Raw genomic sequence first — 24,696 nt, 5'->3', positions numbered from 1 at the left:
TTGCTGGGTCGCCTGTAGCAGGAACTAAAGAAGAGATCTTAAGATGTTCACTATTAATGCAGAAGTACGTAAAGAGCAGGGTAAGGGTGCGAGCCGCCGCCTGCGCGCAGCGAACAAATTCCCGGCCATCATCTATGGCGGTAAAGACGCTGCGGTTTCTATCGAACTGGACCACGACTCTGTGATGAACATGCAGGCTAAGCCTGAGTTCTACAGCGACGTGCTGACTCTGGTTGTTGACGGTAAAGAAACCAAAGTTAAAGTTCAGGCTGTTCAGCGTCACCCGTTCAAGCCAAAACTGCACCACATCGACTTCGTTCGCGCTTAATCGCTAACGGGTTGACGAAAAAACGCCGCATCTGCGGCGTTTTTTTATGGCGCAAATCGGGCGATCACTGACCGCCGGTACGACGCTGCAGCTGATCGCGCAGATTCGGCGGCGTGCCTTTGATGGTCAGCGTATCGGTGGCCGGATCCCAGAAAATGCGCTCGCCCAGCAGCATGGCATCAAATTTAAGCGTTAATCCCCCGCCGCTACCGGCAAATTTCGTCAGCTGACGCAGGGTGCTGCGGTCGGCCGGGAAATGCTCTTCCAGCTCATAACCCTGCTCCTGAGTAAACGCCTGAAAGGTTTTTTCGCCCAGTGGCGGCAGCTCGCTGGAGAGATCTTCCAGCGCAATCTCCTCGCCCGCCTGCAGCTGTTCATTGCAGTAGCTGTAGACCTGTTGGCGATAGTTCTGGCGCTCATTTTTATCCAGGCTGGACTCGGCACAGTAATCATCTATCGCCTGCAGCAGCCCGCGGTTCTGTGCTTTGGTGTCCAGACCGACGCTGGCGCCGAGGAAATCCATGAAGAAATCGGCCACTTTACGCCCCACGCGTCCGCGCAGGAAGGTCAGGTAGCGCGTGGATTCCGGGTTGGTTTCCCACTCGGTGAGATCGATACGCGCCACGATATCGGCATGGTTGATGTCCAGATAGTGCGTGCTGCTGATGTCGAGCTGCTCGTTAACGCGCATGCTCGACTGGCTGTTCAGCACCGCCACCAGCAGATACTCCACCGCCAGATAGCGATAGTGCAGAAACAGCACCACGCCGCCTTCGGCGAACGGGTATTTGCTCAGCTCGTCGCGCAGGCGTCCGGTAGCCGCACGGCTGAACGCCAGGAAGTCATCCTGCCCTTTGCGGCAGTTGCGCAGCGCTTCCGCCAGCTCGCTGTCTTCATTAAACAGGCCGTAAGCCTTGCTTTTGGCGCTATAGACGCGGTGTAACTCTTCCGCCATCTCCTCCACCGCCTGCGTGGCAGGTAACAGGGTATCGCGCAGCACCAGTTCCAGCTGGTTTTCATCACGTTTGACTAACTGATGCAGGGCAATCTGGTCGATATCCAGACTCATGGTAGACTCTCCTTTTGGCTCAGGCGCGTATTCAAACACCGCCCGCAGCCGCTTTCAACTGCGCGCACAAACTGATCGTTCTGCTTGCGATAAAATTGCGGAAAAAAGTGCGTTGTTACGGTAATATACCGCGTTTTCACACTTGATTAGTCGACGATATGCCACAATCATCCCGTTACAGCGACGCGCGCGTCGAACAGCTTCTCGCGCAGCTGGCGCAGGTTCTTGAAAAAGACAAAGCGCCAACCGATCTTTCCCTGATGGTGTTGGGGAACATGGTGACCAATTTGATCAACACCGACATCGCACCGGCCCAGCGCCGCAGCCTCGCCCGCTCGTTTGCGGAAGCGCTGCAGTCTTCCGTGCGCGATGACAACGCCCACTAAATTGCAGATTTGACCTCATAAATATGGTAACCAACCGGCAGCGCTACCGTGAAAAAGTCTCCCAGATGATCAGCTGGGGGCACTGGTTTGCCCTGTTTAATATTCTGTTTGCGCTTATTTTAGGCAGCCGCTACCTGTTGGTCGCCGACTGGCCCTCTTCCCTCGCCGGCCGTATTTATGCGTTTACCAGCTGGATTGGCCATTTCAGCTTTATCGTGTTTGCCGCTTATCTGCTGATTATCTTCCCGCTGACCTTTGTCGCCATGTCGCAGCGGTTGCTGCGCGTGCTCTCCGCCGTGGTCGCCACGGCCGGGCTGACGCTGATTATGGTCGACAGCGCGGTGTTCAACCGTTTCCATCTGCACCTCAATCCGGTGGTGTGGGAACTGGTGGTCAACCCCGATCAAAGCGAGATGGCGCGCGACTGGCAGCTGATGTTTATCAGCGTACCGCTGATTTTCCTCGTTGAGATGCTGTTTGCCACCTGGAGCTGGCAAAAGCTGCGCAGCCTGAACCGGCGTTCGTTTGGCAAGCCGCTGGCCGCGCTGTTTATCAGCGCCTTCTTTGCCAGTCATCTGCTGTATATCTGGGCGGACGCCAACTTCTACCGGCCGATCACCATGCAGCGTGCCAACCTGCCGCTCTCCTATCCGATGACCGCACGGCGCTTTCTGGAGCGACACGGCCTGCTGGATGCGCAGGAGTATCAGCGCCGTCTGGTGCAACAGGGCGATCCGGAAGCGCTGTCGGTGCAGTATCCGCTCAGCGATATTACGTTCCGCGATGGCGGAACGCGCCACAACCTGCTGATTCTGACGGTGGACGGTCTGAACAATGCCACGGTGGATAAAGCGCTGCCGTCGCTTAATCAGTTCGCCAGTGAAAACGTGCGCTTTACCCAGCATTACAGCGCCGGACTGCAACCGGAAAAAGGCCTGTTCGGCCTGTTCTACGGTATCTCCTCCAGCTACATGGACGGCGTGCTGGCGGCGCGCATGCCCTCTGCCCTGCTCGGCGCGCTGAACAGCCAGGGTTATCAGTTCGGCCTGTTCTCTTCCGATGGCTTTAGCCAGCCGCTGTACCGTCAGGCGCTGCTGGCGGATTACAGCCTGCCGCAGGCTGATACCCAGCCTAACAGCACCACGGTGACGCAGTGGCAGAACTGGCTCAATGGTCAGAAAGGCGGCGCGCCCTGGTTCTCATGGATTGCGCTCAACGGCGTGACGGTAACCGGCGACAGCACCAAAGCGCGCCAGCGCAGCTATATGCGCCAGGCGACAGGCGTGGATGAACAAATCGCGACGGTGCTGCATACGCTGCAGCAGAATGATGCGCTGAAGAATACCGTGGTGGTGATCACGGCGCAGCGCGCCATCACCTTCGACAACAGCGATAATCCGGGCAACCGCGCGACGCTGCAGGTACCGCTGGTGGTGCACTGGCCGAATACCCCGGCGCAGAGCATCGATCGCCTGACCGATCAGCAGGATGTGATGACCACGCTGATGCAGCGCCTGCTGCACGTGCGCACCAGTCCGGTTAACTATTCACAGGGTGAAGATCTGTTTGCCGCGCAGCGCAGCCATAACTGGGTCGCCAGCAGTGAAGATGGCAAACTGGTGGTGACCACGCCAACGGTGACGCTGGTGCTCAGCAACAACGGTAACTACAGCGCGTACGATGCCCAGGGCAAAGAGCTGAAAGATCATAAACCTCAGCTGGCCCTGCTGTTGCAGGTGCTGACGGAAGAGAAACGGTTCACGGCAAACTGATTAATTATGAGGCAGTTAAGCTGCCGGCATATTGCAATCGCCAACGGAACCAGTAGTATAACCCTCCACGTTCGGCACGTAGCGCAGCCTGGTAGCGCACTGTCATGGGGTGTCAGGGGTCGGAGGTTCAAATCCTCTCGTGCCGACCAAAATCCCAAAGAAAAGCAGCCTTTTACGGCTGCTTTTTTATTGTCTGCATTTTGCGAGGGTAAAACCCGGCGCGCCCCGAGCGCGGTGGTTTTCAGCGCGCGGACTGCCACGCGTCTACGGGTTAAACGTTAGCGGAACTTCCGTCTCGCAGGGTTGCACCAGAATCAGCGGGCATTTCTTCACCTTACACGCCTGCGAATAAGCCAGCTCGCACACTTCACAGATATCGCGCACTTCCGACTCATACTCATACTCCATGAAGTAGCGAAACGTACCGCTGCGCGTGTCGCTGCGCCAGAAGCGTTGCGGTTCCAGGATTTCATCCAGCTGCCTGAAGGTCAGGGCTGAGGGGTTGTGAAAACCCACTCTTACACGATATTTAGTCATGCCCTGATAATTATCGAGATTTGGCCGCGTTGCCAGCCGGAAACAATTCTCGCTGGGATAGGGAAAATCTTTGCTAACGCTGGCACATCGGGCGCCGCAACCCGATCCGTAGCGGTTGCGGCGCCGAGGGAAGGCTTTAACCGTCAGCGCTGGATTTTCAATTCATCATCCCAGCGGTCTGCCGCCGCGTTTGCGGGATCGTGATCCTGCAGTAAAAACTCGCCGTTTTGCTGGGCGATCTGCTCACCGGTATCGGTAATCGCGTTTTGAATAAACACCTTTGCCTGCGCGCCATTCACAAAGGTGAGCTGATGGAAGGCGGTTTTGTTACCCCAGTCTTTTGACGGCGTTGAAATATAGCGGATGGTGTAACTCTGGTCCTCAACGCTGCCCTGCATCACGTAGAGGCCATAATGATTTTCGCCCTGCGACAGGATTTTATACACCCCGTTGCTGTAGTAATAAATCACCGCATCCGGGAACGGCTTTTCATCATAGAGTTTGCGGTAGTGCAGTTTATGCACAAAGGTGGGTTTGCCGGGCACCACTTCAATATTGCCCTGCGCATTCTGGAAGCTGAGATCTGCTGCCTGTGCAGCGCCTACGCTCATGCAACCCAGTAATATTATGCCAGCCAGTTTTTGCATCGTTCGCTCCTTAGCCTCTTCGTCAGCCACCAGCATGTTACGCCCACGCTTTACCCCGGTTAAACGAAGCGGCTATCGATGTGTGATGGGCTTCATAATACAGCCACCACAGGAAGGATAGAGATGGAAAATGACCGCGTCATTACCGCGCCAGACGCGGCTATTCGTCACCACTGCGACAGGCCCTCACCTTACTGTTCAGGGTACAAAATTCTGCAGCATAATCTCTCCTCAGGCTTCATTCATTCTGCGAATCAGGTACTTAACTGAAGTCAGCAAAGCCGAGCGGGATCACGTTTTTACTGATTTGTGACAGCAATTCATTAAAGTGAAACAAAAATGTCACAGATTTCCCCTACCCTAAAGCTCCCGTTTATTTGATGGAATCTCGTTATGGTCATCAAAGCAAAAAACCTGCAGGATGCGGAAGAACTCCTGCACTCAGGCATCAGCAAAGTGGAGCTGGCGTATGATATTGGCAGCGATGATTTCTTCCGCCTGGCGAGCCACTGGTGTGACCGTGGTGCACGCATAACCAAAGGCCACCACCATTTTGTGGTGCAGATGAAGAGCTTCGCTATCCCGCCAAATCGCTAACCCGCAGCAGCCTTTTCGGCTTGCTCTGCCCGCGGCTGACTGGTAAAACACGCTTTTCCATCAGCCGTTACTCGTTATGTTCTCAGCCGAAACGCCCCTGCCGCTGCCCGCTTGTGGTTTTATCACCGCCGCTGGCCACACCGCTGAATCGCTATCGCTGGCGTGGTGCCGCTTTGATCGGCAACAGTGGCACGCCGCTTTACCTGCGCAGTGGCAACTGCCGCTGCCGTCCGCGCTACAGCAGGCAGCCAGCAAACGCAAAATTGAATATCTCGCCAGCCGCTGGCTGGTGCGGCAACAGCTGGCGCAGCTGGGAATCACTGATTTTGTGCTGCACAACGCGCCGGATCGCTCACCGTGCTGGCCGGCAGGCATCCGTGCTTCACTGTCGCACAGCCATGACTGCGTGGTGCTGGCCGCGACGCGTGAGGCATTGTATGTGGGCATTGATGTTGAGCAGGTGATGGCAGAGGAAACCGCGCAGGACACGGCGGAACTGCTGATGAACGCGCAGGAGCGCGCGCTGCTTGAGAGCCAGCCGCTGCCCTTTGCGCAGACGGCAACGCTGCTGTTTTCGCTGAAAGAGAGTCTTTATAAGGCGTTATGGCCGCGGCTGCATCAGCCCATGGCGTTTCATCAGGCTGAGCTGATCGAGCTCGACCTGCCGCAGCAGCGCGCCAGGCTGCAGCTGTGTCAGGATTTCAGCGCGGAATTTACCCGCAGCACCGTGCTGGACGCACGCTTCTGGCTGCAACCGGCGCGCGTGGTCACACTGCTCACTCACCCGGCCTGCACGCAATAAAAAACCGGCGCGGAATGAGCCCGGGCCGGTGACAACACAAGACGACAGAAGTGTTCCAGGGAGGCAGAGACGAGGATCTCTGCTGCCATTCACTGTATCCCGCTGACAACGTCTTGCCCAATAAGGGTTTTTGCTAAGCTTTGCCGCCAGCCGTCAATGGCCGGTATCGGTGCGTTTGACGGCGTCCAGCGTGGCCATTTCGCGCTCGCGGCCGGTCAGCTCGCTTAACTGCCCATCGCGCATTTCCAGCAGCCGATCGGCATGAATAAAGTAGTGATCGTCATGGCTGATGGCGAACACGGTTTTGCCGGATGCCTGGAGCCACGGCAGCAGCTCGCGGTAGAAGATGCGGCGAAAGTGCGGGTCCTGATCGGCCGCCCACTCATCGAGCAGCAGGATATCGCGCTCCTCTGCCGCCGCCAGCAGCAGAGCAAGCCGCTTGCTCTGCCCTTTCGACAGCTGCAGGTTGAGTACCCGGTTGCCTTCCAGCTTCAGCTTGTCCTGCATTTTCAGCCGTTCCAGCCACTGCTGCACCAGCGCCGGATTAGCCGGCTCACCACCGCGACGAATCAGGCGGTCAAACAGATGCACGTCAGTGAACACCGCCGAGAAGTGCTGGCGATAAGCATCAAGGTTATGCCAGTCCACCTCGTTACCGTCCAGCAGCAGGCGGCCCGAATGCGGCTGATACAGGCCGGTCAGCAGCATCGCCAGCGTGGATTTACCGCTGCCGTTACCGCCAATCAGAAACACCAGTTCACCGCGGCGCAGCGTCAGGTTGATCGGCCCGACGGCAAAACCGTGCTCGCCATAATGGAAACAGACGTCGCGCAGCTCCAGCGTCTGCCAGTCGTTCACCGTCGGCAGCGCGTTGAAACCGGCGCTGTAGGGAGCCAGATCGAAGGTATTAATTTTCCGCAACGCCACCTGTGCGCTGAGCAGCGTCGGCAGCGCGCCTACTGCCGCCAGCAGCGGCGTGCGCAGGAACAGCAGCGTCAGCGAATAGGTCGCGGCGACAGCGGTATTGGCCCAGCCCAGACCGTTGGCCATGAAGAACACAATACCAATCGCGCCGAGCATCATAATGTTCGACCAGTTCACCGCGCTGAGATGGAAGGTATCGGCGCGCACAATGTGACGACGATAATCCGTGGCATTTTCCTGATACACGGTGTCGTAAATCAGCCGGGCGCGCTCGCGGTTAAGCTGCAGCTCTTTGCGCCCTTCAATGATGGTCTGAAAATCGCGGTACAGCTCGTCCTCGATGTCGCGCAGCTTCGCCATGTGCTGATAGACGCGCGACACCAGCAGCCAGCCGCCGATCAGCGTCACCACCAGCCATAGCGTGGTGATCAACAGCATTTGCGGTGACAGCCATGCCAGATAGATCGCGGAACCCAGCGTAATAATGATGCCCTGAATCAGCTCCGGCAGGCGCACAAACGCGATAGTGATGGCACGCACGTCGCTGGTCAGGCCGGCCAGCAGCTGAGCGTTACCAATCTGCTCAATGCGTTCAACCCGGGTATCCAGAATACGCTTGATAAACTCACCGCGCAGCCGCCAGACAAAATGGTGGCCGAGCTGAGTCAGCGCCAGCTGCGATGCCAGCGTCACCGCCATCAGCAGAAACAGCTGGGCGAGAAAGCCCGGCAGCACGGTGAGCGAGGTATTAACTGCCACGATCAGTTCATTATTGATGTAGGCGATCAGCCCGATACCCAGCGCGGCGCTGAGCAGCGTCAGCACAATCACGCCAATAAACGGCCAGCGGTACTGGCGAAAAACAACCTGTAGCAATGCCATTAAAAATTATCCAGAGGTCAACCAGGCAGCCTGCAGTTTAATGGCGCCTCGGGTGAAGGCAAGAATAATTCTCATCCGTTTTACGGTTACTGGGCGCGGCGGAATGTCAGGTTGTAACGGAACGCGCCAGCCTGCGGATGGATGCCCGCTTTTAGCGGCAAAATGCCGTGATAGCGCAGGCGCGACGGACCGCCCCACACCACGATATCGCCGTGCTCCAGCAGCACGCGCTGCGTCGCATCGCCGCGCTCGAAACCGCCAAACTGAAAAACGGCCGGCAGGCCAAGCGATACCGAGACAATCGGCTGGCGTAAGTCTTTCTCATCCTTATCCTGATGCAGCGTCAGTTTGGCACCGGGCTCATAGCGGTTAATCAGGCAGGCATCCGGATTGAAACCGACAAAGCCGGCCTCCTGCGCGGTCTGCTGCGCCAGTGTGCGGAACAGCGCGGGCATCGGCGGCCATTTACGACCGCTGCTGACATCCTGTTCGGTGTACTGGTAACCGCGCGAATCGGTCGACCAGCCGTAATCGCCGCAGTTGGTCATGGCGACCGACATGCGATGTCCACCCGGCGTGATGCGATGGGCAAACGGGTTAAGGGCCGCGACGTCATGAATCGCCGCCAGCAGCGCATCGGCCTGCTCGCGCGCCCGGCGACGCAGAATCACCGCGCCCTCGGCCAGCGGCTCCTGCCATGGCGCGTCTTCACTAAATAGATCCAGCACAGTTACCTCCTGTCAGGTCAGGGCTGATCGATAAGAAACGATTTGAACTGTGGCGACATCCAGTGACTGAAGCCGTCGCCCTGCTTCGTAATCAGATACACCGCCAGATGCTGTTTCAGCGCCAGCGCTTTGGCACGCTCGGTGCCGAGCACCATCAGCCCGGTGTCCCAGCCGTCGGCTTCCAGCGCAGTGGTGGCAATCACCGTGGCTGAGACCAGCCGGTGATCGATGGGCCGGCCGCTGGCCGGGTCGATCACGTGCGAGATGCGTTTGCCATCCAGTTCATAATAGTTGCGATAGCTGCCGGAGGTGCTGATTCCGTGCCCCTGCAGATCGACGCGTGCCTCCACCGCGTTCTCGCGATCGGTCGGTTTCTGGATGGCGACCCGCCACGGCTGCTGGCTGGCATTCAGGCCGCGACTCAGCACCGCCCCGCCCACCGACACCAGATAATTAGTGATGCCCTGCTGCTCCATCAGCCGCGCCAGGTGATCGGTGGCGTAGCCTTCGCCCATGGTGGAGAGATCAACATACAGGCCAGGCAGATCTTTCTGCAGCCACTGGCCGTTCACCGTTTCAATCACGCGCAGGTGCTGCAGGCCGGTCTGCGCTTTGGCGGCGGCGATGGCGGCATCCGATGGCGTATGCGCCGGCTGCTGCGCCGGGCCAAAGCCCCACAGATTCACCAGCGGTCCGACGGTAATGTCCATCGCGCCGCCGGTCAGCTGGCCGATGCGCAGCGCGCGGGTGACGATATCGGCCATATCAGCACTGACCGGCTGGGGATCCTGTCCCTGATACTGGTTGAAGCGCGACAGCACTGAGTCCTTTTTCCAGGTGGAGAGTTCGCCATCGTCGCGATCGAGCTGCTGCTGAATCGCCTGCTGCAGCGCGGCCTTACGCTGAGTATCTACGCCCGCCAGACTCACGCGCCACACCGTTCCCATGGTTTTGCCTTCCAGCACCAGCGCCTGCTGCGCCGGTTTTTGCTCGCACCCGCTCAGCAGCAGTGCTACCATGCCTGTCAGCAGAATGTTCTGAAAATTCATCAATTCCTCGTCTGTAACTCATTACTACAGCCTATTACAAAGCATAACTCGCTTGTAAAACCGTCTAAAGCTGCTTGAAGTTGATCGCTGGCTGGCACAGCATACTGCGTTCCTGCACGAGAATCCTTACAGGAGCGACAGATGATTTATATGATTCTTGCTATTACCGCCGGGTTATTTGCTTACGGAAGCTTCCGCTGCTGGCAGCACTATCGCCACCGCCTGATTCAGCACTATCCGTCGCGCCGACGTTAAGGCATTGCACCAGCGTCGTGCATCCTGCACCGCATCAGAGCTGGCGCAGTGTAACAAAGCGGCCACGGGGCACGTGGCGCTGAGAGCGGTGGCATGGCATGAATTGTGCAGCGTTGATGCTGGGTTGAACATCAGCGAGGTGCAATATGAGTAAGGCAACAGAACAACAGGATAAATGGCAGCGCTGGCTGAGCTTTTCCGCCTTTACGCTGGCGGGCGTGGCGCTGGAAGGCAGCCTGCCGCCTGCCACCACATCCCCGCAGCAGGCGGCAAAGGCCAGACGCTGGCGCAACGCGCCGTAAATTACAGACCCAGCTCGCTCAGGCCCGGATGATCGTCCGGGCGTCTGCCAGCCGGCCAGTGAAACAGCCGCGCTTCAGCGCTAATCGGCAAATCGTTGATGCAGGCGAAGCGCTGAATCATCAGACCATCGGCACCAAAGTGCCAGTTTTCATTGCCGTAGCTGCGGAACCAGTTGCCGCTGTCATCGCGCCACTCATAGGCAAAACGCACCGCCAGCTTGTCGTGGTGCCACGCCCACAACTCCTTAATCAACCGATAATCCAGCTCGCGGGCCCATTTGCGCTGCAGAAAGGTCACGACGTCCGCGCGACCGTTAACGAATTCGCTGCGATTGCGCCAGCGGGTATCTTCACTGTAAACCTGCGACACGCGCTGCGGATCGCAGCTGTTCCAGGCATCTTCCGCCATACGCACTTTTTCTAAGGCACTTTGATGATCGAACGGGGGGATGAGCATTTTTTATCTCCTGATGATGTAGACAGGTCTGTCTACTTGATTCATCCTGCCGTATGTAGACAATTCTGTCTACCCCCGAAAACAGGAATTTTTTCTTATGCTCGCACCCCTGCTGTTTGATGCCAGCGCCAGCGCGCGTGACCGCATCCTGCTCAGCGCGCAACAGCTGTTTTATACGCAAGGCATCCGTGCTACCGGCATCGATAAAGTGATTGCCGCCGCTGGCGTGACCAAAGTGACCTTCTACCGCCACTTCCCGGCTAAAAATGACTTAATTCTGGCGTTTCTGCAGCAGCGTCATCAGCGCTGGATGAGCGGCTTTCGCAGCGCGCTGGCGCAGCAGCCTGCCATCAACGTGGCGCTGCCGGCGGCGTTACTGAGCTGGTTTCAGGAGGAGGATTTTCGCGGCTGTGCGTTTATTAATAGCGCGGCAGAACTGGCTGATACCCTGCCGGAAGCGAGCACACTGATTCGCCAGCACAAGCGTGAGATGGCGGCCGCCATTGCCGAAAAACTCAGCACAGCGCAGCAGGATAAAACCGGGCAGATCGTGTTGCTGGTGGATGGTGCAATCGTACAGGTTCAGATGGGGGAAGCGGCGCAGCAGGTGACGGCAACGCTACAGGCGGCGCTGAACGCGCTGCTAGAGAGCAGAGCGTGACCCGCAGGCCACGCTCTCCGGCTTAGAACTGGTAAACCAGGCCCAGCGCAACGATGTCGTCGGTGTTGATACCGGTCGCATCGGTGAAGTTGTTGTCGTCCAGCAGGTTGATCTGGTAATCAACATAGGTCGACATGTTTTTGTTGAAGTAATAGGTCGCACCCACGTCGACATATTTTTTCAGGTTCTGGCTGCCGTAACCTTCGATATCGCTGCCGCGTGAAGAGACGAAGGCCAGAGATGGACGCAGACCGAAGTCAAACTGATACTGTGCCACCAGTTCCCAGTTGTCGGCTTTGTTGGCATAGCCGTACGCAGCGGAATCCACCGCGCCGAAGCGGGTTGCGTTGTAAGAACGGGTGTACATCGCCGCAAGATACACGTTGTTAGCGTCATATTTCAGACCGCCGGTGTAGGCTTCGGCTTTATCACCGCGACCGAGAATGCCTGGCGCGTTGCCGTTCTGATTGTTGGTACGGTCAGACTGGAACATCGCCGCACCCAGACCGAAGCCGGAGCCCAGATCGTAGGTGGTGCTCAGGCCCCAGCCATCGCCATTCTCACCCAGGACATCACGACCGGAAGAGGATTCGGTTGGGTTGTCGTTTTTGCCCTGATACTGCACGGCAAAGTTCCAGCCATCCACCAGGCCGAAGAAGTTGCTGTTGCGGTAAGTCGCCAGGCCGTTGCTGCGCTGGAACATGAAGTTGTCCGCGCCGTAGGTGTCACCACCAAACTCCGGCAGCACGTCAGTCCAGGCGCCGATGTCATACAGTACGCCGTAGTTACGGCCGTAGTCGAACGATCCCGCATCACCGAATTTCAGACCGGCGAAGCCGACACGGGTGTAGCTGTTGGCGGTGCCCTGCGATTCTGCGGTGTTCAGCGCAGCCTGGTACTCCCACTGACCGTAGCCGGTCAGCTGGTCGGTCACCTGAGTTTCACCTTTAAAACCAAAACGCAGGTAAGACTGGTCACCGTCCTGGCCATCGTTGTCCGAGAAATAGTGCAGGCCGTCTACTTTGCCGTAGAGGTCTAATTTATTGCCATCTTTGTTATAAATTTCAGCTGCGCTTGCTGAGCCTGCCACCAGCAATGCAGGAATCATCAGGGAGAGAACGCGACGTTTCATTTTATTACCCTCTGTAATGTGCCTTTTATATGTGCCACTGCTAACTGAATGCTTAAAAAATCAGCCGGCAAGCCATTGTTATTTTATGGAGAGCAATAATCTATCACGAAAATGATACTAAATTTCCGAAAGTGTTTCATTGTATTAAATAGTTATTTCTAAATGTAAATTTCGCGGAACTAATAATCAGCACACATCGGCAAAAAATATCGCACTAATTGATAAACCGAATTTTATTCATTTAAATACATAGAGATAAGATGAGATAAGCTGCCGCACTGAATGATAAAACTTAACGCCACTCAGCGCATACAATTACTCCCGCTATCATCATTTATTTCATTATTACCTTCATTCACCCCGAATGAGAGATTTACCCTAATTCCCGCCGGACATGATTGTCCGGCATTTTTTTGCCTGCCATTTTTCTTCCGCTGTGTAATTTTATGTAAACCTGTTTACTGAGGTTAAATTAACCGCCACTCAGGACGCCATTATTTGTTCGTTTTCGCACTTTTTGTTCATTACTTAGCCATGATTGCACAATGTTAATTTCCGGGCGTAATAAAGTTGAACAGGAATATAGCCGATGCGTTTCCCCAACCGTTTGCGGAATATTCTTTACCACTATTCAGTCAGTTAGCGTTGCCGCAGTAATCGATTTTCACCCCAACTTAAGCCAAATTTTCACTGAATCTATCGGTTTACTAAGAGCCAGAGAGCTTATGAAGTCCAGGAAATGTCTGGAAAAGCGCAGCGCCTGGCAAAAGATAGGTAATATGCTCGTTTCTGGCGACCATTTTTGCCCTGCTCTTCGCCTTCATTGAGCGGTGCCGCGCCAGCTTTAATGCTAAACTTCGTCGCTCGAACGACTTATGACAACGACACCTTTATGACAGCACTGGACGCCGCACAGCCCAACAAATTGCATCAGCGTGTCAATCTGGGAACACGCCTCGTTTTTCTCATCGCCGGTTTAAGCATGTCTGCGTGGGCACCGCTGGTGCCGTTTGCCAGCCAGCGTCTCCAGCTGACGGGCGCGTCGCTGGGCGGCCTGCTGCTGTGTCTCGGCATTGGTTCACTGGCGGCAATGCCGGTGACCGGTGCGCTGGTGGCACGCTTTGGCTGCCGCCGCGTTATGCTGTGCTCCACGCTGGTGGTGCTGGCAGTACTGCCGCTGCTGGCGACGCTGGATGTGATGTGGCTGATGGCCGCTACGCTGATGGTGTTCGGTGCCGGGCTCGGCATGCTGGATGTGGCCATGAATGTGCAGGCGGTTGAGGTTGAGAAAGCGGCGGCGAAGCCGATGATGTCCGGTTTCCACGGTTTCTTCAGCCTTGGCGGTATTCTCGGCGCCGGCGCGGTCAGCCTGTTACTTGGCGCGGGTCTGACACCGCTGCAGGCAGTCGGCGTTATCATGCTGCTGATGGTGCTGCTGTTGCTGTGCAGCCTGCCGACGCTGATGACAGAGCGCCTGCATCAGCCCGATCAACCCTGGCTGGTGATCCCGCGCGGCTGGGTCGCCTTCCTCGGTTGCCTGTGCTTTATTCTGTTCCTTGCGGAAGGCGCGGTACTCGACTGGAGCGCCCTGCTGCTGCTGCAGAGCCCGGTCATGAGCGTGGCGCACGCCGGTCTGGGGTACGCCATCTTCTCCATCGCCATGACCATAGGTCGTCTGACGGGCGATAAAGTGATTCAGCGCTTTGGCCGCTATCCGGTGATGCTGACCGGTGCGCTGGCGGCGGCAGCCGGCATGACGCTGGCGGTGCTGCTGCCATGGCCGCAGGCGGCGCTGCTGGCCTTTTTGCTGGTGGGCTTTGGCCTGGCCAATACCGTGCCGATGCTGTTTAATGCCGCCGGTAATCAACAGGATATGCCGGCCAATCTGGCGATTTCCGCCATGACAACGCTCGGCTATGCGGGTATTCTTTCAGGCCCGGCTTTAATCGGCTTTATTTCCCAGTGGCTCAGCCTGAGCGGCGCGTTTTTACTTATCGCCCTGCTGCTGCTGGCGGTTGCCGCCAGCGCCCGGCTGGTCGCGCGTTAATTGCAGGATCCTGAGACACCTATGCTGCCTTATAAATTTCCGCTGACCTCCGGCAACGTAACGCGCTTTTTCGTGGTGTTTAACCTGGTGCTGTTTCTCGCGCTCGGTGCCATGGTGCATAACAGTGTGAATGCGTGGATCATGGAAAAGCGCTACGCCATGACCGACCTGGCGCGCGCGATGCAAAAACGCATTGATGCTTACCGCTTTGCCACCTGGCAAATCTATGAAAATCTCGCCACCAGCGCCGCGGGCTCGACGCCGAGCAGTAGCCTGCAGGAGACGCGCCTGCGCCCGGATGTTTACTATCTGGAGAAAACCCGCCGCAAGACCGAAGCGCTGATTTTTGGCTCGCACGACAGCAGCACGCTGGATATGACGCTGCGCATGTCCAATTATCTCGATACGCTGTGGGGCGCTGAAAATCCGGCGTGGTCGATGTACTTCCTCAATGGTCAGGACAACAGCCTGATCATGATCTCGACCCTGCCGCTCAAGGATATGGCGACGCGCTATAAAGAGAGCGCCATCAATACGCTGGTGGACAGCCGCCGCGCCGAAATGCTGCAGCAGGCCAATGCGCTCGACGAACGCGAAAGCTTCTCGCCGCTGCGCCACTTTGCCTGGCAGAACGATCACTACTTCACGCTGCGCACCACGTTTAACCAGCCAGGTCATTTAGCCACGGTGGTGGCGTTCGATCTGCCGGTTAACGATTTGATTCCACGCAGTATGCCGCTGGAGAATTTCCAGCTGCGCCAGGATGCCAGCCAGCCCGGCAGCGCCACCAGCGATGACGCCAGCAGCGAAAGCACCGCGGTGACGCTGGTTAACCCGAATCTGGAGATTGCCGCCACGCTGCCCAGCACCTCGCTCCAGCTGGTGTACCGGGTGCCGCTCGCCAGCCTGGCGATGGATACCCTGCACAACCTGATGTGGCCGCTGCTGATCAACCTGTTGCTGTTCCTGCTGTCTATTGCCGGCATTACGCTGCTGCGCCAGCAGTCGCTGCGACCAAATGAGAACCAGAGCGCTGAGCTTGATTCGCTGCGTATGCTGAATGAGGAGATCGTCGCCAGCCTGCCGGTCGGGCTGCTGGTGTATGACTTTGGTACCAATCGCACCCTGCTGAGCAACAAAATCGCTGAGCATCTGCTGCCGCATCTCAATCTGCAGAAGATCATCAATATGTCCGATCAGCATCAGGGCGTGCTGCAGGCTACCATCAATAACGAAGTGTATGAGATTCGCCACGCGCGCAGCATGCTGTCGCCGCACACCCAGCTGTTTATGATGCGCGATCAGGATCGCGAGCTGCTGGTGAATAAGAAGTTGCAAAAAGCGCAGCAGGTGCTGGATCGCAACCATCAGATGCGCCAGCAGCTGATGCAGAATCTTGGCCATGCGCTTAATCGTCCGCTGCAGAGCATGGTGACGCAGCTGGTGCAACTCAGCCAGCGCGATGACGACGAGAGCGTGCTGGATCTGCTGGATGAGAGCCAGGGTCTGGCGCGGCTGGTGGACGATATCGTCCTGCTCAACCGGCTGGAAGCCCACGACTGGTCGCCGGATGCGGGCGTGTTTAACCTGCAGGACCTGCTGGATGAGATTGCGCTGGAGAGCCTGCCGCTGCTGCGCCGCAAAGGGCTGACGCTGGTGGTCAACAATCAGCTGGCCAACGACGAGATGCGCTTTGGCGATCGCCGCGCGCTGCGTAAAGTCCTGACCACGCTGATGCACTACGCGCTCACCACCACGCAGTGGGGCAAGATTTCCCTCGATATCAAAGCCAGCGACAGCAAAGCCAACAGCGTGCTGTTCCAGCTGGTGGATACCGGTTCAGGCCTGACCGGCGACGAGCTGGCCAACGTCGATTTCCCTTACCTCGGCGAAACCACGCAGGACCGTTACGGTCAGGCGTCCGGCATGGCGTTTTTCCTGTGTAAGCAGCTGTGCAAACAGATGGGCGGCCAGCTGGAGATTATCGCCAAACCGGATATCGGCACGCGCTACAACATTCAGCTGCCGCTGGCGCTGGAGCAGCAGAGCGAGCAGGAAGAGAAACTGCTGGAAGGCGTGACGGCGCTGGTGGATATCGCGGTCGAGGACGTACACAAAATTGTCTGCCGCCACCTCGAGAACTGGGGGGCAAATTGCCTGACCTCGGACGAACGCTTGTCCGGGCAGGAGCATGATGTGCTGGTGACGGACGACCCGGCACGCCTGCACGGCTGGGCGCTGTTGCTGGCGGGCGACGAAATGGGGCATAACGCCCTCAACGACCAGCAATTCCGGGTCAATTTCAATCTCAGCAATGCGCTGCTTGATGCGCTGCTGGCCCTGATTGAGAAGCAACTGGCTCACGATTCGATAGAGGAGAGCGACGACGATGAGGCTGCCACGCCGCTGCTGAGCGGCGGCTATTTCCAGCTGTTTACGGAGACAGTACCGCCAGATGTGAAGAGACTGTATACTGAGTCGGCGGAGAAGGACTATCCCTCGCTTGCTCAGACAGCGCATCGCCTGAAAGGCGTGTTTGCCATGCTCAATTTACTGCCGGGTAAACAGCTTTGTGAAGAGTTAGAACAGCACATTAAACTGTGCGACGATTTAACCATTAAAAATACCACCAGTGAAATTGACGCGTACGTCAACCAACTGCTGCAGCAAGGTAACCAATAAGATGAATAACCTGAATGTAATTATTGCCGATGACCATCCAATCGTTCTGTTCGGTATCCGTAAATCTCTGGAACAGATCGAATGGGTGAATGTGGTAGGTGAGTTTGAAGACTCAACAGCACTGATCAATAGCTTGTCCAAACTGGATGCCAATGTCCTGATTACCGATCTGTCGATGCCGGGCGAAAAATACGGCGACGGCATCACGCTGATCAAGTACATCAAGCGTCACTACCCGGATCTCTCCATTATTGTTTTGACCATGAACAATAACCCGGCGATCCTGAGCGCGGTACTGGATCTGGATATCGAAGGCATCGTGCTGAAGCAGGGTGCACCAACTGACCTGCCAAAAGCGCTGGCAGCCCTGCAGAAAGGCAAAAAGTACACGCCGGAAAGCGTGGCCAAACTGCTGGAGAAAATCAGCGCCGGCGGCTACGGCGACAAACGTCTGTCACCGAAAGAGAGCGAAGTGCTGCGCCTGTTCGCCGAAGGCTTCCTCGTCACCGAGATCGCCAAGAAGCTGAACCGCAGTATCAAAACCATCAGTAGCCAGAAGAAATCAGCAATGATGAAGCTGGGCGTGGATAACGATATCGCGCTGCTGAACTACCTCTCTTCCGTCAGCGCCACTCAGGTCGACAAAGAGTAATCCCTGCGGCGGTGCTTCGGCACCGCCTCTCCTCTGCCCTGCTTATCCTTCCCGGCTTTTGCGAACACGTTCGGCATACAGCGCCAGCGTGGTTTTCAGCACATCCAGCGTCACCGGTTTTGACAGGCAGTTATCCATGCCGGCATCCATACAGCGCTGTTTCTCTTCCGCCAGTGCGTTAGCGGTCACTCCAATCACCGGGAAAGCATGCCCCAGCTGGCGCAGACGCTGCGTCAGCCGGTAGCCGTCCATGTTTGGCATGTTGACATCGCTCAGTACGATATCGATATGGTTACGGCTGAGCACGCTGAGCGCATCCACGCCGTCCTGTGCCGTTTTGGTCTGATAGCCCAGCGTGCCAAGCTGTTCAGACAGCAGCATGCGGTTAATCGGATGGTCATCAACGATCAGCACCATGATGTCTTCATAGCTGGAGGCCTGCTGCGGCACCGGCAGTTCCAGCGTGGTCGCCGTTTCGCTGTCGATGGCAATGCGATAAATCCGGCCCAGCAGAAGCGGCAGATCGTGCAGCGTCGCGCTGCTGTGCACCCACTGTCCCGGCGTCGTTTCCTGCGGCATATCAATGTGTTCACCGCAGATACGGATGCGCGCGCGTACCGTCTGCGCTGGCGCGTCGTGGTGATCGCAGATCATCACATCGTCCGCCCCAGCCCGCCCCTGATAGTGCGCAACCTGGATGCCCTGCTGCTGGAGCAGACGCAGCAGGAAGGCCGCCAGATAGTCGTTGCGCAGGTCGAGCCAGATGGCTTTTTCCTGCAGACCATCCAGCAGCGGCGGCGCGGGTTGCTGTCCGGCGTAGATCGGAATACGCACCACGAACTGGCTGCCCATGCCCGGTTCAGAGTCGACTTCGATGTCGCCATCCATCATGTTGATGAGCTTTTCACAGATCGCCAGTCCCAGCCCGGTGCCCTGGAAATTACGCTGCACGCCGGAGCCGACCTGGAAGAACGGGTCGAACAGGCGCGTGATCTCTTTTGCCGGGATTCCCACGCCGGTGTCGCGCACGCGAAACGCCAGATATCCCTCTTTGACATAGGCGTGCAGGATAATGCAGCCGGTGTGGGTGAACTTGATGGCGTTGTTCAGCAGGTTGGAGATCACCTGCTGCAGGCGCAGCGGATCGCCATCCAGCGCCAGCGGCACATCGTTCTCGATGAACACATACAGCGTCAGGCGCTTGCGCACCACCAGCGACAGATAGTTGCTGGCTATATGGTTGACCACCTCACGCGGCGAGAAGGGACGCGGCTCAATCTTCAGCTGCTCGGACTCGATCTTCGAGAAGTCGAGAATATCGCTGATGATTTTCAGCAACAGGCTGGATGAGTTGTTCATCGCCGTGACCAGCGAATCCACGCCCTTCGGCAGCGATTTGGTCTGCAGCAGATCGAGGTTACCGATAATGCCGTACAGCGGCGTACGCAGTTCGTGACTGACGGTAGCAAGGAACATCGACTTGGACTGGCTGGCCTGCTCGGCGGCATGCGCCATCTCCTGCAGCGACTGCTCCATGCGCACGCGCGCCGAGACGTCGACCAGCACGCAAATCGCCACGTTCTCGTTGCGGTAGCGCGAATGCACAAAGCTGATTTGCAGGTTAGTGTTACTGCCGGTCAGCATATCGACAAAATTAACCTGCTGGCCGCCGATGATTTCATTCAGCCGCAGGCGATCTTCCTGCGTCAGCAGCGTCAGATAGTTATGCGCCAGTTCATTACTGAGGATGTTGGTGCCATCGCTGGTACGCAAAATACAGATGCCAACCGGCGCTGACGCGACAATCTTGCGGTTGAACTGCTCGTGCTCCTCCAGCCGGTGGGCGTTGTCTTCCGCCGGCAGGAACATGCGGCGTTCGAACACCCATGCCAGGGTAAACAGAATCAGCGCGCTGAGGATATTGAGCAGCAGCGCGTTAATCAGCATCAGCTTGAGCTGATCCATCAGCACATCGGTCGACAGCGACCACACCACATTGAGGCTGGACGGCGGCAGCGGCTTTTTCAGCACCAGCTGACGATAGCCGTCAAGATAACCAAACCAGGTGCTGTTATCCGGCAGATCGTCCAGCGAATAACCGGGTCCGCCGCGTCGTGAGCTGATCAGCGGGCGATAGTTTTCGTCGGTGATGGTGGCCACCAGCGGCAGCCCGCCGGGCTGAATAAATTCATCCAGGCGAATGTTCTGCTCCACGCCGAGCAGCGCCTGCAGTTTGTTGGCGACATAGACCGGCACCACCATGTAGAAGTTGCCGATGCCTGGCTGGCTGCTGTTGGTAATCCAGTACATTGGATTACGCCGCTCTTCCTCGTTGCCGCTGCGGTAGTGCAGCACGTTTTCGCGCAGCGCCTTCAGGCTGCGTTCGCGATCGACCGGATTATTGTTACCGATGGTGAAGTCTGCCAGGCACTGATTTTCGCCGCCGATAAAGAACACCCGATTGAGTTCATAGGCTGAGGCAAAATTGCTTTTCCAGTAGTTAATGAAATAGCTAAGGGAATCGAGCGAGTTACGCCAGGTGTTGCTCATTGACGTGCAGTCACCGTCGGTAAACAGCGGCGTAAACTGCGGCAGCGTGCTTTTGCCGCCCGGCATGCCGTTGAGCATATCCAGCCCGTTGACGCTGCTGCTCAGGCGATTCTCAGTGATGTATTTCAGCTCGCGCATCACATCCGCGGAGTGGCGCACATACCATTCGGCCTGACCATAATTAGTGGCAAACTCCTGGCGCACCGCGTTCTCTTTCTCGTGCAGCACATTGATGATGTAGAAAGTGGTCAACAGCGCACCCAGCGACCAGAGCAGCAGTGCCAGCGCACGAAACAGGTAGCGCGAGATGCGAAGCGTGGTGCGAAAGGAGACGAGATATTTCAAAAGAGACTCACTGGCGGCAAGGGTTATCGGGACGTTGAAAAGTTCTCATACACTAGCTTTATCAGGGCGAAAAAGCCAGTTGGCACGCGACTTTGGGAGTGAAAGTCAGACAAAAAAAACGGCAGGTCGGTTGCCCTGACCTGCCGCTTGTGACAGACAACGAACGGTTACTCTTCGTCGTCTGTTTCCGGTGCGTCGTCGTCGCTGTCGACTTCCGGCGCGATATCGTCTTCGCCTTCTGCCACGCTGCCGTCGATGGCGTCGAGTTCTTCCTCTTCCACCGGTTCAGCGACGCGCTGCAGGCCGACCACGTTTTCATCTTCCGCGGTACGAATCAGGATCACGCCCTGCGTATTACGGCCCACCACGCTGACTTCCGACACGCGGGTACGCACCAGCGTACCGGCATCGGTGATCATCATGATCTGATCGCTGTCCACCACCTGTACCGCGCCCACCACTGGCCCGTTACGCTCGGTGACTTTAATCGAGATCACGCCCTGCGTGGCGCGCGATTTGGTCGGATACTCGCTGTTAGCAGTACGCTTGCCGTAGCCGTTCTGCGTCACGGTGAGAATCGCGCCCTCTTCACGTGGCACAATCAGCGACACCACTTTGTCGCCTTCGGCCAGCCTGATGCCGCGTACGCCTGAGGCTGAACGGCCCATGGCGCGCACCGCACTCTCCGCAAAGCGCACCACTTTACCGGCGGCAGAGAACAGCATCGCTTCGTCGTTACCGTTGGTCAGCGCCACGCCAATCAGCTCATCGTCTTCACGCAGGTTGATGGCAATGATGCCGGCACTGCGCGGACGGCTGAACTCCTGCAGCGCCGTTTTCTTCACGGTACCGTCTGCGGTCGCCATGAAGATGTTGAAGCCTTCGGTGTATTCACGCACTGGCAGAATCGCGGTGATACGCTCGTTGGCTTCCAGCGGCAGCAGGTTGACGATTGGACGACCGCGCGCGCCACGGCTGGCTTCCGGCAGCTGATAGACCTTCATCCAGTAGAGGCGGCCACGGCTGGAGAAGCACAGAATGGTGTCGTGGGTGTTGGCCACCAGCAGACGATCAATAAAGTCTTCTTCTTTAATGCGCGCCGCCGATTTGCCCTTACCGCCGCGACGCTGGGCTTCATAGTCTGACAGCGGCTGGTATTTGACGTAGCCCTGATGCGACAGGGTGACCACCACATCTTCCTGGTTGATCAGGTCTTCGATGTTGATGTCAGCGCTGTTAGCGGTGATTTCCGTGCGGCGTGCATCGCCAAACTGATCGCGCATCGCCACCAGCTCTTCACGGATCACTTCCATCAGGCGCTCAGCGCTCTGCAGGATGTGAATCAGCTCGGCGATCTGGTCCAGCAGCTCTTTGTACTCGTCGAGCAGTTTTTCATGCTCAAGGCCGGTCAGTTTCTGCAGACGCAGATCAAGAATAGCCTGTGCCTGCTGCTCGGTCAGGTAGTAGCGACCGTCGCGAATACCGAACTCCGCTTCCAGCCACTCCGGACGCGCGGCGTCGTCACCGGCACGTTCCAGCATGGCGGCGACGTTGCCGAGATCCCACGACTGCGCCAGCAGGCCGCTTTTCGCTTCGGCTGGCGTCGGAGCCCGACGAATCAGCTCGATAATCGGATCGATGTTGGCCAGCGCAATCGCCAGACCTTCAAGGATGTGCGCACGATCGCGCGCTTTACGCAGTTCGAAGATGGTACGACGCGTCACCACTTCACGGCGGTGGCGAACGAAGGCTTCAATGATCTCCTTCAGCGTCATGATCTTCGGCTGGCCCTGATGCAGGGCAACCATGTTGATGCCGAAAGAGACCTGCAGCTGCGTCAGAGAGTAGAGGTTGTTGAGCACCACTTCGCCGACCGCATCGCGTTTCACTTCAATGACGATACGCATGCCGTCTTTGTCAGATTCGTCACGCAGGCCGCTGATGCCCTCAACGCGCTTCTCTTTCACCAGCTCGGCAATTTTCTCGATCAGGCGCGCTTTGTTCACCTGATACGGGATTTCATTGACGATGATGGTTTCACGACCGGTTTTGGCGTCGGTTTCGATCTCGCCGCGCGCGCGGATGTAAATTTTACCACGCCCGGTGCGGTAGGCTTCTTCAATGCCACGACGACCGTTGATAAAGGCGGCGGTCGGGAAATCCGGCCCGGTAATGTGCTCCATCAGCCCTTCGACGCTGATGTTTTCATCTTCGATGAACGCCAGGCAGCCGTTGATCACTTCCGTCAGGTTGTGAGGCGGAATGTTGGTCGCCATGCCGACGGCAATACCGGAGGAGCCGTTGATCAGCAGGTTAGGAATTTTGGTCGGCAGGACTTCTGGGATCTGCTCGGTGCCGTCATAGTTCGGCACAAAGTCGACCGTCTCTTTTTCCAGGTCAGCCAGCAGTTCAGAGGAGATCTTCGCCATGCGCACTTCGGTATAACGCATCGCTGCGGCGGAGTCGCCGTCGACCGAACCGAAGTTACCCTGACCGTCGACCAGCATGTAGCGCAGGGAGAACGGCTGGGCCATGCGCACGATACTTTCGTACACAGCGGAGTCACCGTGTGGGTGATATTTACCGATAACGTCACCGACCACACGGGCAGATTTTTTATAGGGTTTGTTCCAGTCGTTACCCAGTTCGCTCATGGCAAAAAGCACACGGCGATGCACCGGCTTCAGGCCATCACGTACATCGGGTAAGGCTCGGCCAACGATGACCGACATGGCGTAATCGAGGTAGGAGTTTTTCAACTCTTCTTCGATATTGACCGGTGTAATTTCTCTCGCAAGGTCGCTCATGGAGCCGCTATCCCTCTACATAATCCCGGATTTTAAAGGTGCGAAAGTATATCACATCGCTTGCGTGCGGTGAACGTAAAGCAGGGTTTTGTGGCGCTTTTCCTTTGCGCTGAGAGATGCCTCGCAGGGTTTATGTGTTTATACTGGTGGCATATTTTGTCAGGAGTCATGATTCAATGAATGAACAACCGCAGGAAAGCCGCCAGAACGTTGACCACGCCGAAATTGCCAAGTTTGAGGCGGTTGCATCACGCTGGTGGGATTTAGAGGGTGAATTTAAGCCGTTGCACCGCATTAATCCCCTGCGTCTTGGCTGGATTGCTCAGCACAGCCATGGGCTGTTCGGTAAGAAAGTGCTGGATGTCGGCTGCGGCGGCGGCATTCTCGCCGAGAGCATGGCGCGTGAAGGGGCGGAGGTCACCGGTCTGGATATGGGCGCCGAGCCGCTGGAGATCGCGCGCCTGCACGCGCTGGAGAGCGGCGTGAGCGTCAATTACGTGCAGCAGACGGTTGAAGCCCATGCGGCCAGCCATGCCGGTCAGTACGACGTGGTGACCTGTATGGAGATGCTGGAACACGTGCCGGATCCGCGTTCCGTGGTGCTGGCCTGCGCGCAGCTGGTGAAACCGGGCGGCGAGGTGTTTTTCTCCACCATCAACCGTAACCCTAAAGCCTGGCTGCTGGCGGTGTTTGGTGCTGAATACGTGCTGCGCATGGTGCCGCGCGGTACCCATGACGTGAAAAAGTTTATTCGTCCCGCCGAGCTGCTGAACTGGGTGGACGAAACCGCCCTGCGTGAACGCAATATGACTGGCCTGCACTACAATCCGCTGACCAATCAGTTCCGCCTTGGCCGCGGGGTGGACGTCAATTATATGGTGCATACCCACCGTCAGGCGTAAACGACCTGTTTCGCCTGCCCGCCCGTGGGCAGCGCTGTTGTAGCGGCGCGATGTATTACGCGAAAAATCGCGCCGCTATGGAATCTACGACCAGCAATTTACCCAACTGAACGGCATAACGCTCTACAAACTGCCAGTCCTCCTTTCACTTCCGACCGCACCCGGTTTATCACGCGCTGGCCC

Annotated in this window: 21 protein-coding genes and 1 tRNA gene; 12 read left to right on the top strand and 10 right to left on the bottom strand. The window is 57.2% G+C overall.

Annotated features, from left to right (window positions below):
* Nucleotides 1–43: 43 nt before the first annotated feature.
* Entirely contained in the window at nucleotides 44–328 is a 285-nt protein-coding gene (rplY, locus tag E7738_RS01990) for a 50S ribosomal protein L25 (protein ID WP_058775794.1), read from the top strand.
* Between the two features lie 64 nt (nucleotides 329–392).
* Here rplY and yejK read toward each other — a convergent pair whose 3' ends face one another.
* The gene (gene yejK / locus E7738_RS01985; RefSeq protein ID WP_394516038.1) at nucleotides 393–1,397 is read right to left on the bottom strand and encodes a nucleoid-associated protein YejK; all 1,005 of its coding nucleotides are present in this window, start codon (nucleotides 1,395–1,397) and stop codon (nucleotides 393–395) included.
* Nucleotides 1,398–1,555: 158 nt separating this feature from the next.
* Between yejK and E7738_RS01980 the strand changes: the two genes are divergently transcribed.
* The 3 genes from E7738_RS01980 to E7738_RS01970 all read left to right on the top strand — a co-directional run bounded on the left by E7738_RS01980 (nucleotide 1,556) and on the right by E7738_RS01970 (nucleotide 3,704).
* Nucleotides 1,556–1,783, top strand: a complete 228-nt coding sequence (locus E7738_RS01980) for a YejL family protein (protein ID WP_021509249.1) — start codon at nucleotides 1,556–1,558, stop codon at nucleotides 1,781–1,783.
* A gap of 23 nt (nucleotides 1,784–1,806) precedes the next feature.
* Nucleotides 1,807–3,555: an LPS biosynthesis-modulating metalloenzyme YejM gene (gene yejM / locus E7738_RS01975; protein WP_150361319.1), complete on the top strand. Its 1,749-nt coding sequence runs from the start codon at nucleotides 1,807–1,809 to the stop codon at nucleotides 3,553–3,555.
* Nucleotides 3,556–3,627: 72 nt separating this feature from the next.
* A tRNA-Pro gene (locus E7738_RS01970) sits at nucleotides 3,628–3,704 on the top strand.
* A 115-nt stretch (nucleotides 3,705–3,819) separates the two neighbouring features.
* On the opposite strand, the gene E7738_RS01965 is transcribed toward E7738_RS01970, so the two are convergent.
* On the bottom strand, nucleotides 3,820–4,092 hold the full coding sequence (locus E7738_RS01965) for a hypothetical protein (RefSeq protein WP_058780313.1): 273 nt from the start codon (nucleotides 4,090–4,092) through the stop codon (nucleotides 3,820–3,822).
* A 143-nt stretch (nucleotides 4,093–4,235) separates the two neighbouring features.
* Nucleotides 4,236–4,739 carry a hypothetical protein gene (locus E7738_RS01960; RefSeq protein ID WP_394516037.1) on the bottom strand — a complete coding sequence of 168 codons (504 nt, stop codon included), beginning with the start codon at nucleotides 4,737–4,739 and terminating at the stop codon, nucleotides 4,236–4,238.
* 393 nt (nucleotides 4,740–5,132) lie between these two features.
* Between E7738_RS01960 and E7738_RS01955 the strand changes: the two genes are divergently transcribed.
* The gene (locus tag E7738_RS01955) at nucleotides 5,133–5,336 is read left to right on the top strand and encodes a hypothetical protein (protein ID WP_010618078.1); all 204 of its coding nucleotides are present in this window, start codon (nucleotides 5,133–5,135) and stop codon (nucleotides 5,334–5,336) included.
* A 76-nt stretch (nucleotides 5,337–5,412) separates the two neighbouring features.
* Complete coding sequence (locus E7738_RS01950) at nucleotides 5,413–6,138, top strand: 4'-phosphopantetheinyl transferase family protein (RefSeq protein WP_336698115.1); 726 nt, start codon at nucleotides 5,413–5,415, stop codon at nucleotides 6,136–6,138.
* A 153-nt stretch (nucleotides 6,139–6,291) separates the two neighbouring features.
* Here the strand turns inward: E7738_RS01950 and E7738_RS01945 are convergent, their stop codons facing one another.
* The 3 genes from E7738_RS01945 to apbE all read right to left on the bottom strand — a co-directional run bounded on the left by E7738_RS01945 (nucleotide 6,292) and on the right by apbE (nucleotide 9,721).
* On the bottom strand, nucleotides 6,292–7,944 hold the full coding sequence (locus tag E7738_RS01945) for a multidrug ABC transporter permease/ATP-binding protein (protein WP_394516036.1): 1,653 nt from the start codon (nucleotides 7,942–7,944) through the stop codon (nucleotides 6,292–6,294).
* Nucleotides 7,945–8,030: 86 nt separating this feature from the next.
* Nucleotides 8,031–8,672 carry a DNA oxidative demethylase AlkB gene (gene alkB, locus E7738_RS01940; RefSeq protein WP_159378543.1) on the bottom strand — a complete coding sequence of 214 codons (642 nt, stop codon included), beginning with the start codon at nucleotides 8,670–8,672 and terminating at the stop codon, nucleotides 8,031–8,033.
* Nucleotides 8,673–8,689: 17 nt separating this feature from the next.
* Complete coding sequence (apbE, locus tag E7738_RS01935; protein WP_394516035.1) at nucleotides 8,690–9,721, bottom strand: FAD:protein FMN transferase ApbE; 1,032 nt, start codon at nucleotides 9,719–9,721, stop codon at nucleotides 8,690–8,692.
* 401 nt (nucleotides 9,722–10,122) lie between these two features.
* Between apbE and E7738_RS01930 the strand changes: the two genes are divergently transcribed.
* Entirely contained in the window at nucleotides 10,123–10,278 is a 156-nt protein-coding gene (locus tag E7738_RS01930; protein WP_164861051.1) for a hypothetical protein, read from the top strand.
* Between the two features lies 1 nt (nucleotide 10,279).
* Here E7738_RS01930 and E7738_RS01925 read toward each other — a convergent pair whose 3' ends face one another.
* Complete coding sequence (locus E7738_RS01925; RefSeq protein ID WP_058758444.1) at nucleotides 10,280–10,735, bottom strand: nuclear transport factor 2 family protein; 456 nt, start codon at nucleotides 10,733–10,735, stop codon at nucleotides 10,280–10,282.
* Between the two features lie 97 nt (nucleotides 10,736–10,832).
* On the opposite strand from E7738_RS01925, the gene E7738_RS01920 reads away from it, so the two are divergent.
* Nucleotides 10,833–11,396: a TetR/AcrR family transcriptional regulator gene (locus E7738_RS01920; protein WP_241798283.1), complete on the top strand. Its 564-nt coding sequence runs from the start codon at nucleotides 10,833–10,835 to the stop codon at nucleotides 11,394–11,396.
* A 22-nt stretch (nucleotides 11,397–11,418) separates the two neighbouring features.
* Here the strand turns inward: E7738_RS01920 and ompC are convergent, their stop codons facing one another.
* Entirely contained in the window at nucleotides 11,419–12,528 is a 1,110-nt protein-coding gene (gene ompC / locus E7738_RS01915; RefSeq protein ID WP_150361324.1) for a porin OmpC, read from the bottom strand.
* An 892-nt stretch (nucleotides 12,529–13,420) separates the two neighbouring features.
* Here ompC and E7738_RS01910 point away from each other — a divergent pair.
* The 3 genes from E7738_RS01910 to rcsB are packed head-to-tail and all read left to right on the top strand — an operon-like array spanning nucleotide 13,421 to nucleotide 17,909.
* Nucleotides 13,421–14,575, top strand: coding sequence for an MFS transporter (locus tag E7738_RS01910; RefSeq protein WP_394516034.1), 1,155 nt, complete (start codon nucleotides 13,421–13,423; stop codon nucleotides 14,573–14,575).
* Between the two features lie 24 nt (nucleotides 14,576–14,599).
* Entirely contained in the window at nucleotides 14,600–17,257 is a 2,658-nt protein-coding gene (gene rcsD, locus E7738_RS01905) for a phosphotransferase RcsD (protein WP_394516324.1), read from the top strand.
* 1 nt (nucleotide 17,258) lies between these two features.
* Nucleotides 17,259–17,909 (top strand): response regulator transcription factor RcsB, encoded by a 651-nt coding sequence (gene rcsB / locus E7738_RS01900; RefSeq protein ID WP_013509853.1) that lies wholly within the window; start codon nucleotides 17,259–17,261, stop codon nucleotides 17,907–17,909.
* A 42-nt stretch (nucleotides 17,910–17,951) separates the two neighbouring features.
* On the opposite strand, the gene rcsC is transcribed toward rcsB, so the two are convergent.
* A complete protein-coding gene (rcsC, locus tag E7738_RS01895; protein ID WP_394516033.1) occupies nucleotides 17,952–20,804 on the bottom strand; it encodes a two-component system sensor histidine kinase RcsC in 2,853 nt (950 codons plus the stop codon).
* 167 nt (nucleotides 20,805–20,971) lie between these two features.
* Nucleotides 20,972–23,611 carry a DNA topoisomerase (ATP-hydrolyzing) subunit A gene (gene gyrA, locus E7738_RS01890; RefSeq protein ID WP_021509233.1) on the bottom strand — a complete coding sequence of 880 codons (2,640 nt, stop codon included), beginning with the start codon at nucleotides 23,609–23,611 and terminating at the stop codon, nucleotides 20,972–20,974.
* A gap of 176 nt (nucleotides 23,612–23,787) precedes the next feature.
* Between gyrA and ubiG the strand changes: the two genes are divergently transcribed.
* Entirely contained in the window at nucleotides 23,788–24,513 is a 726-nt protein-coding gene (gene ubiG, locus E7738_RS01885; RefSeq protein WP_021509232.1) for a bifunctional 2-polyprenyl-6-hydroxyphenol methylase/3-demethylubiquinol 3-O-methyltransferase UbiG, read from the top strand.
* The last annotated feature ends 183 nt before the right edge of the window (nucleotides 24,514–24,696 follow it).

This window comes from Pantoea sp. SGAir0430 (assembly GCF_043549295.1).
The sequence above is the reverse complement of the archived record's forward strand: the minus strand, read 5'-3'. Positions and strand labels throughout refer to the sequence as shown.

Coding starts and splice junctions, on each gene's coding strand:
- rplY (WP_058775794.1), top strand. CDS start 44: ATGTTCACTATTAATGCAGAAGTACGTAAAGAGCAGGGTAAGGGTGCG.
- yejK (WP_394516038.1), bottom strand. CDS start 1,397: ATGAGTCTGGATATCGACCAGATTGCCCTGCATCAGTTAGTCAAACGT.
- E7738_RS01980 (WP_021509249.1), top strand. CDS start 1,556: ATGCCACAATCATCCCGTTACAGCGACGCGCGCGTCGAACAGCTTCTC.
- yejM (WP_150361319.1), top strand. CDS start 1,807: ATGGTAACCAACCGGCAGCGCTACCGTGAAAAAGTCTCCCAGATGATC.
- E7738_RS01965 (WP_058780313.1), bottom strand. CDS start 4,092: ATGACTAAATATCGTGTAAGAGTGGGTTTTCACAACCCCTCAGCCCTG.
- E7738_RS01960 (WP_394516037.1), bottom strand. CDS start 4,739: ATGCAAAAACTGGCTGGCATAATATTACTGGGTTGCATGAGCGTAGGC.
- E7738_RS01955 (WP_010618078.1), top strand. CDS start 5,133: ATGGTCATCAAAGCAAAAAACCTGCAGGATGCGGAAGAACTCCTGCAC.
- E7738_RS01950 (WP_336698115.1), top strand. CDS start 5,413: ATGTTCTCAGCCGAAACGCCCCTGCCGCTGCCCGCTTGTGGTTTTATC.
- E7738_RS01945 (WP_394516036.1), bottom strand. CDS start 7,944: ATGGCATTGCTACAGGTTGTTTTTCGCCAGTACCGCTGGCCGTTTATT.
- apbE (WP_394516035.1), bottom strand. CDS start 9,721: ATGAATTTTCAGAACATTCTGCTGACAGGCATGGTAGCACTGCTGCTG.
- E7738_RS01930 (WP_164861051.1), top strand. CDS start 10,123: ATGAGTAAGGCAACAGAACAACAGGATAAATGGCAGCGCTGGCTGAGC.
- E7738_RS01925 (WP_058758444.1), bottom strand. CDS start 10,735: ATGCTCATCCCCCCGTTCGATCATCAAAGTGCCTTAGAAAAAGTGCGT.
- E7738_RS01920 (WP_241798283.1), top strand. CDS start 10,833: ATGCTCGCACCCCTGCTGTTTGATGCCAGCGCCAGCGCGCGTGACCGC.
- ompC (WP_150361324.1), bottom strand. CDS start 12,528: ATGAAACGTCGCGTTCTCTCCCTGATGATTCCTGCATTGCTGGTGGCA.
- E7738_RS01910 (WP_394516034.1), top strand. CDS start 13,421: ATGACAGCACTGGACGCCGCACAGCCCAACAAATTGCATCAGCGTGTC.
- rcsB (WP_013509853.1), top strand. CDS start 17,259: ATGAATAACCTGAATGTAATTATTGCCGATGACCATCCAATCGTTCTG.
- gyrA (WP_021509233.1), bottom strand. CDS start 23,611: ATGAGCGACCTTGCGAGAGAAATTACACCGGTCAATATCGAAGAAGAG.
- ubiG (WP_021509232.1), top strand. CDS start 23,788: ATGAATGAACAACCGCAGGAAAGCCGCCAGAACGTTGACCACGCCGAA.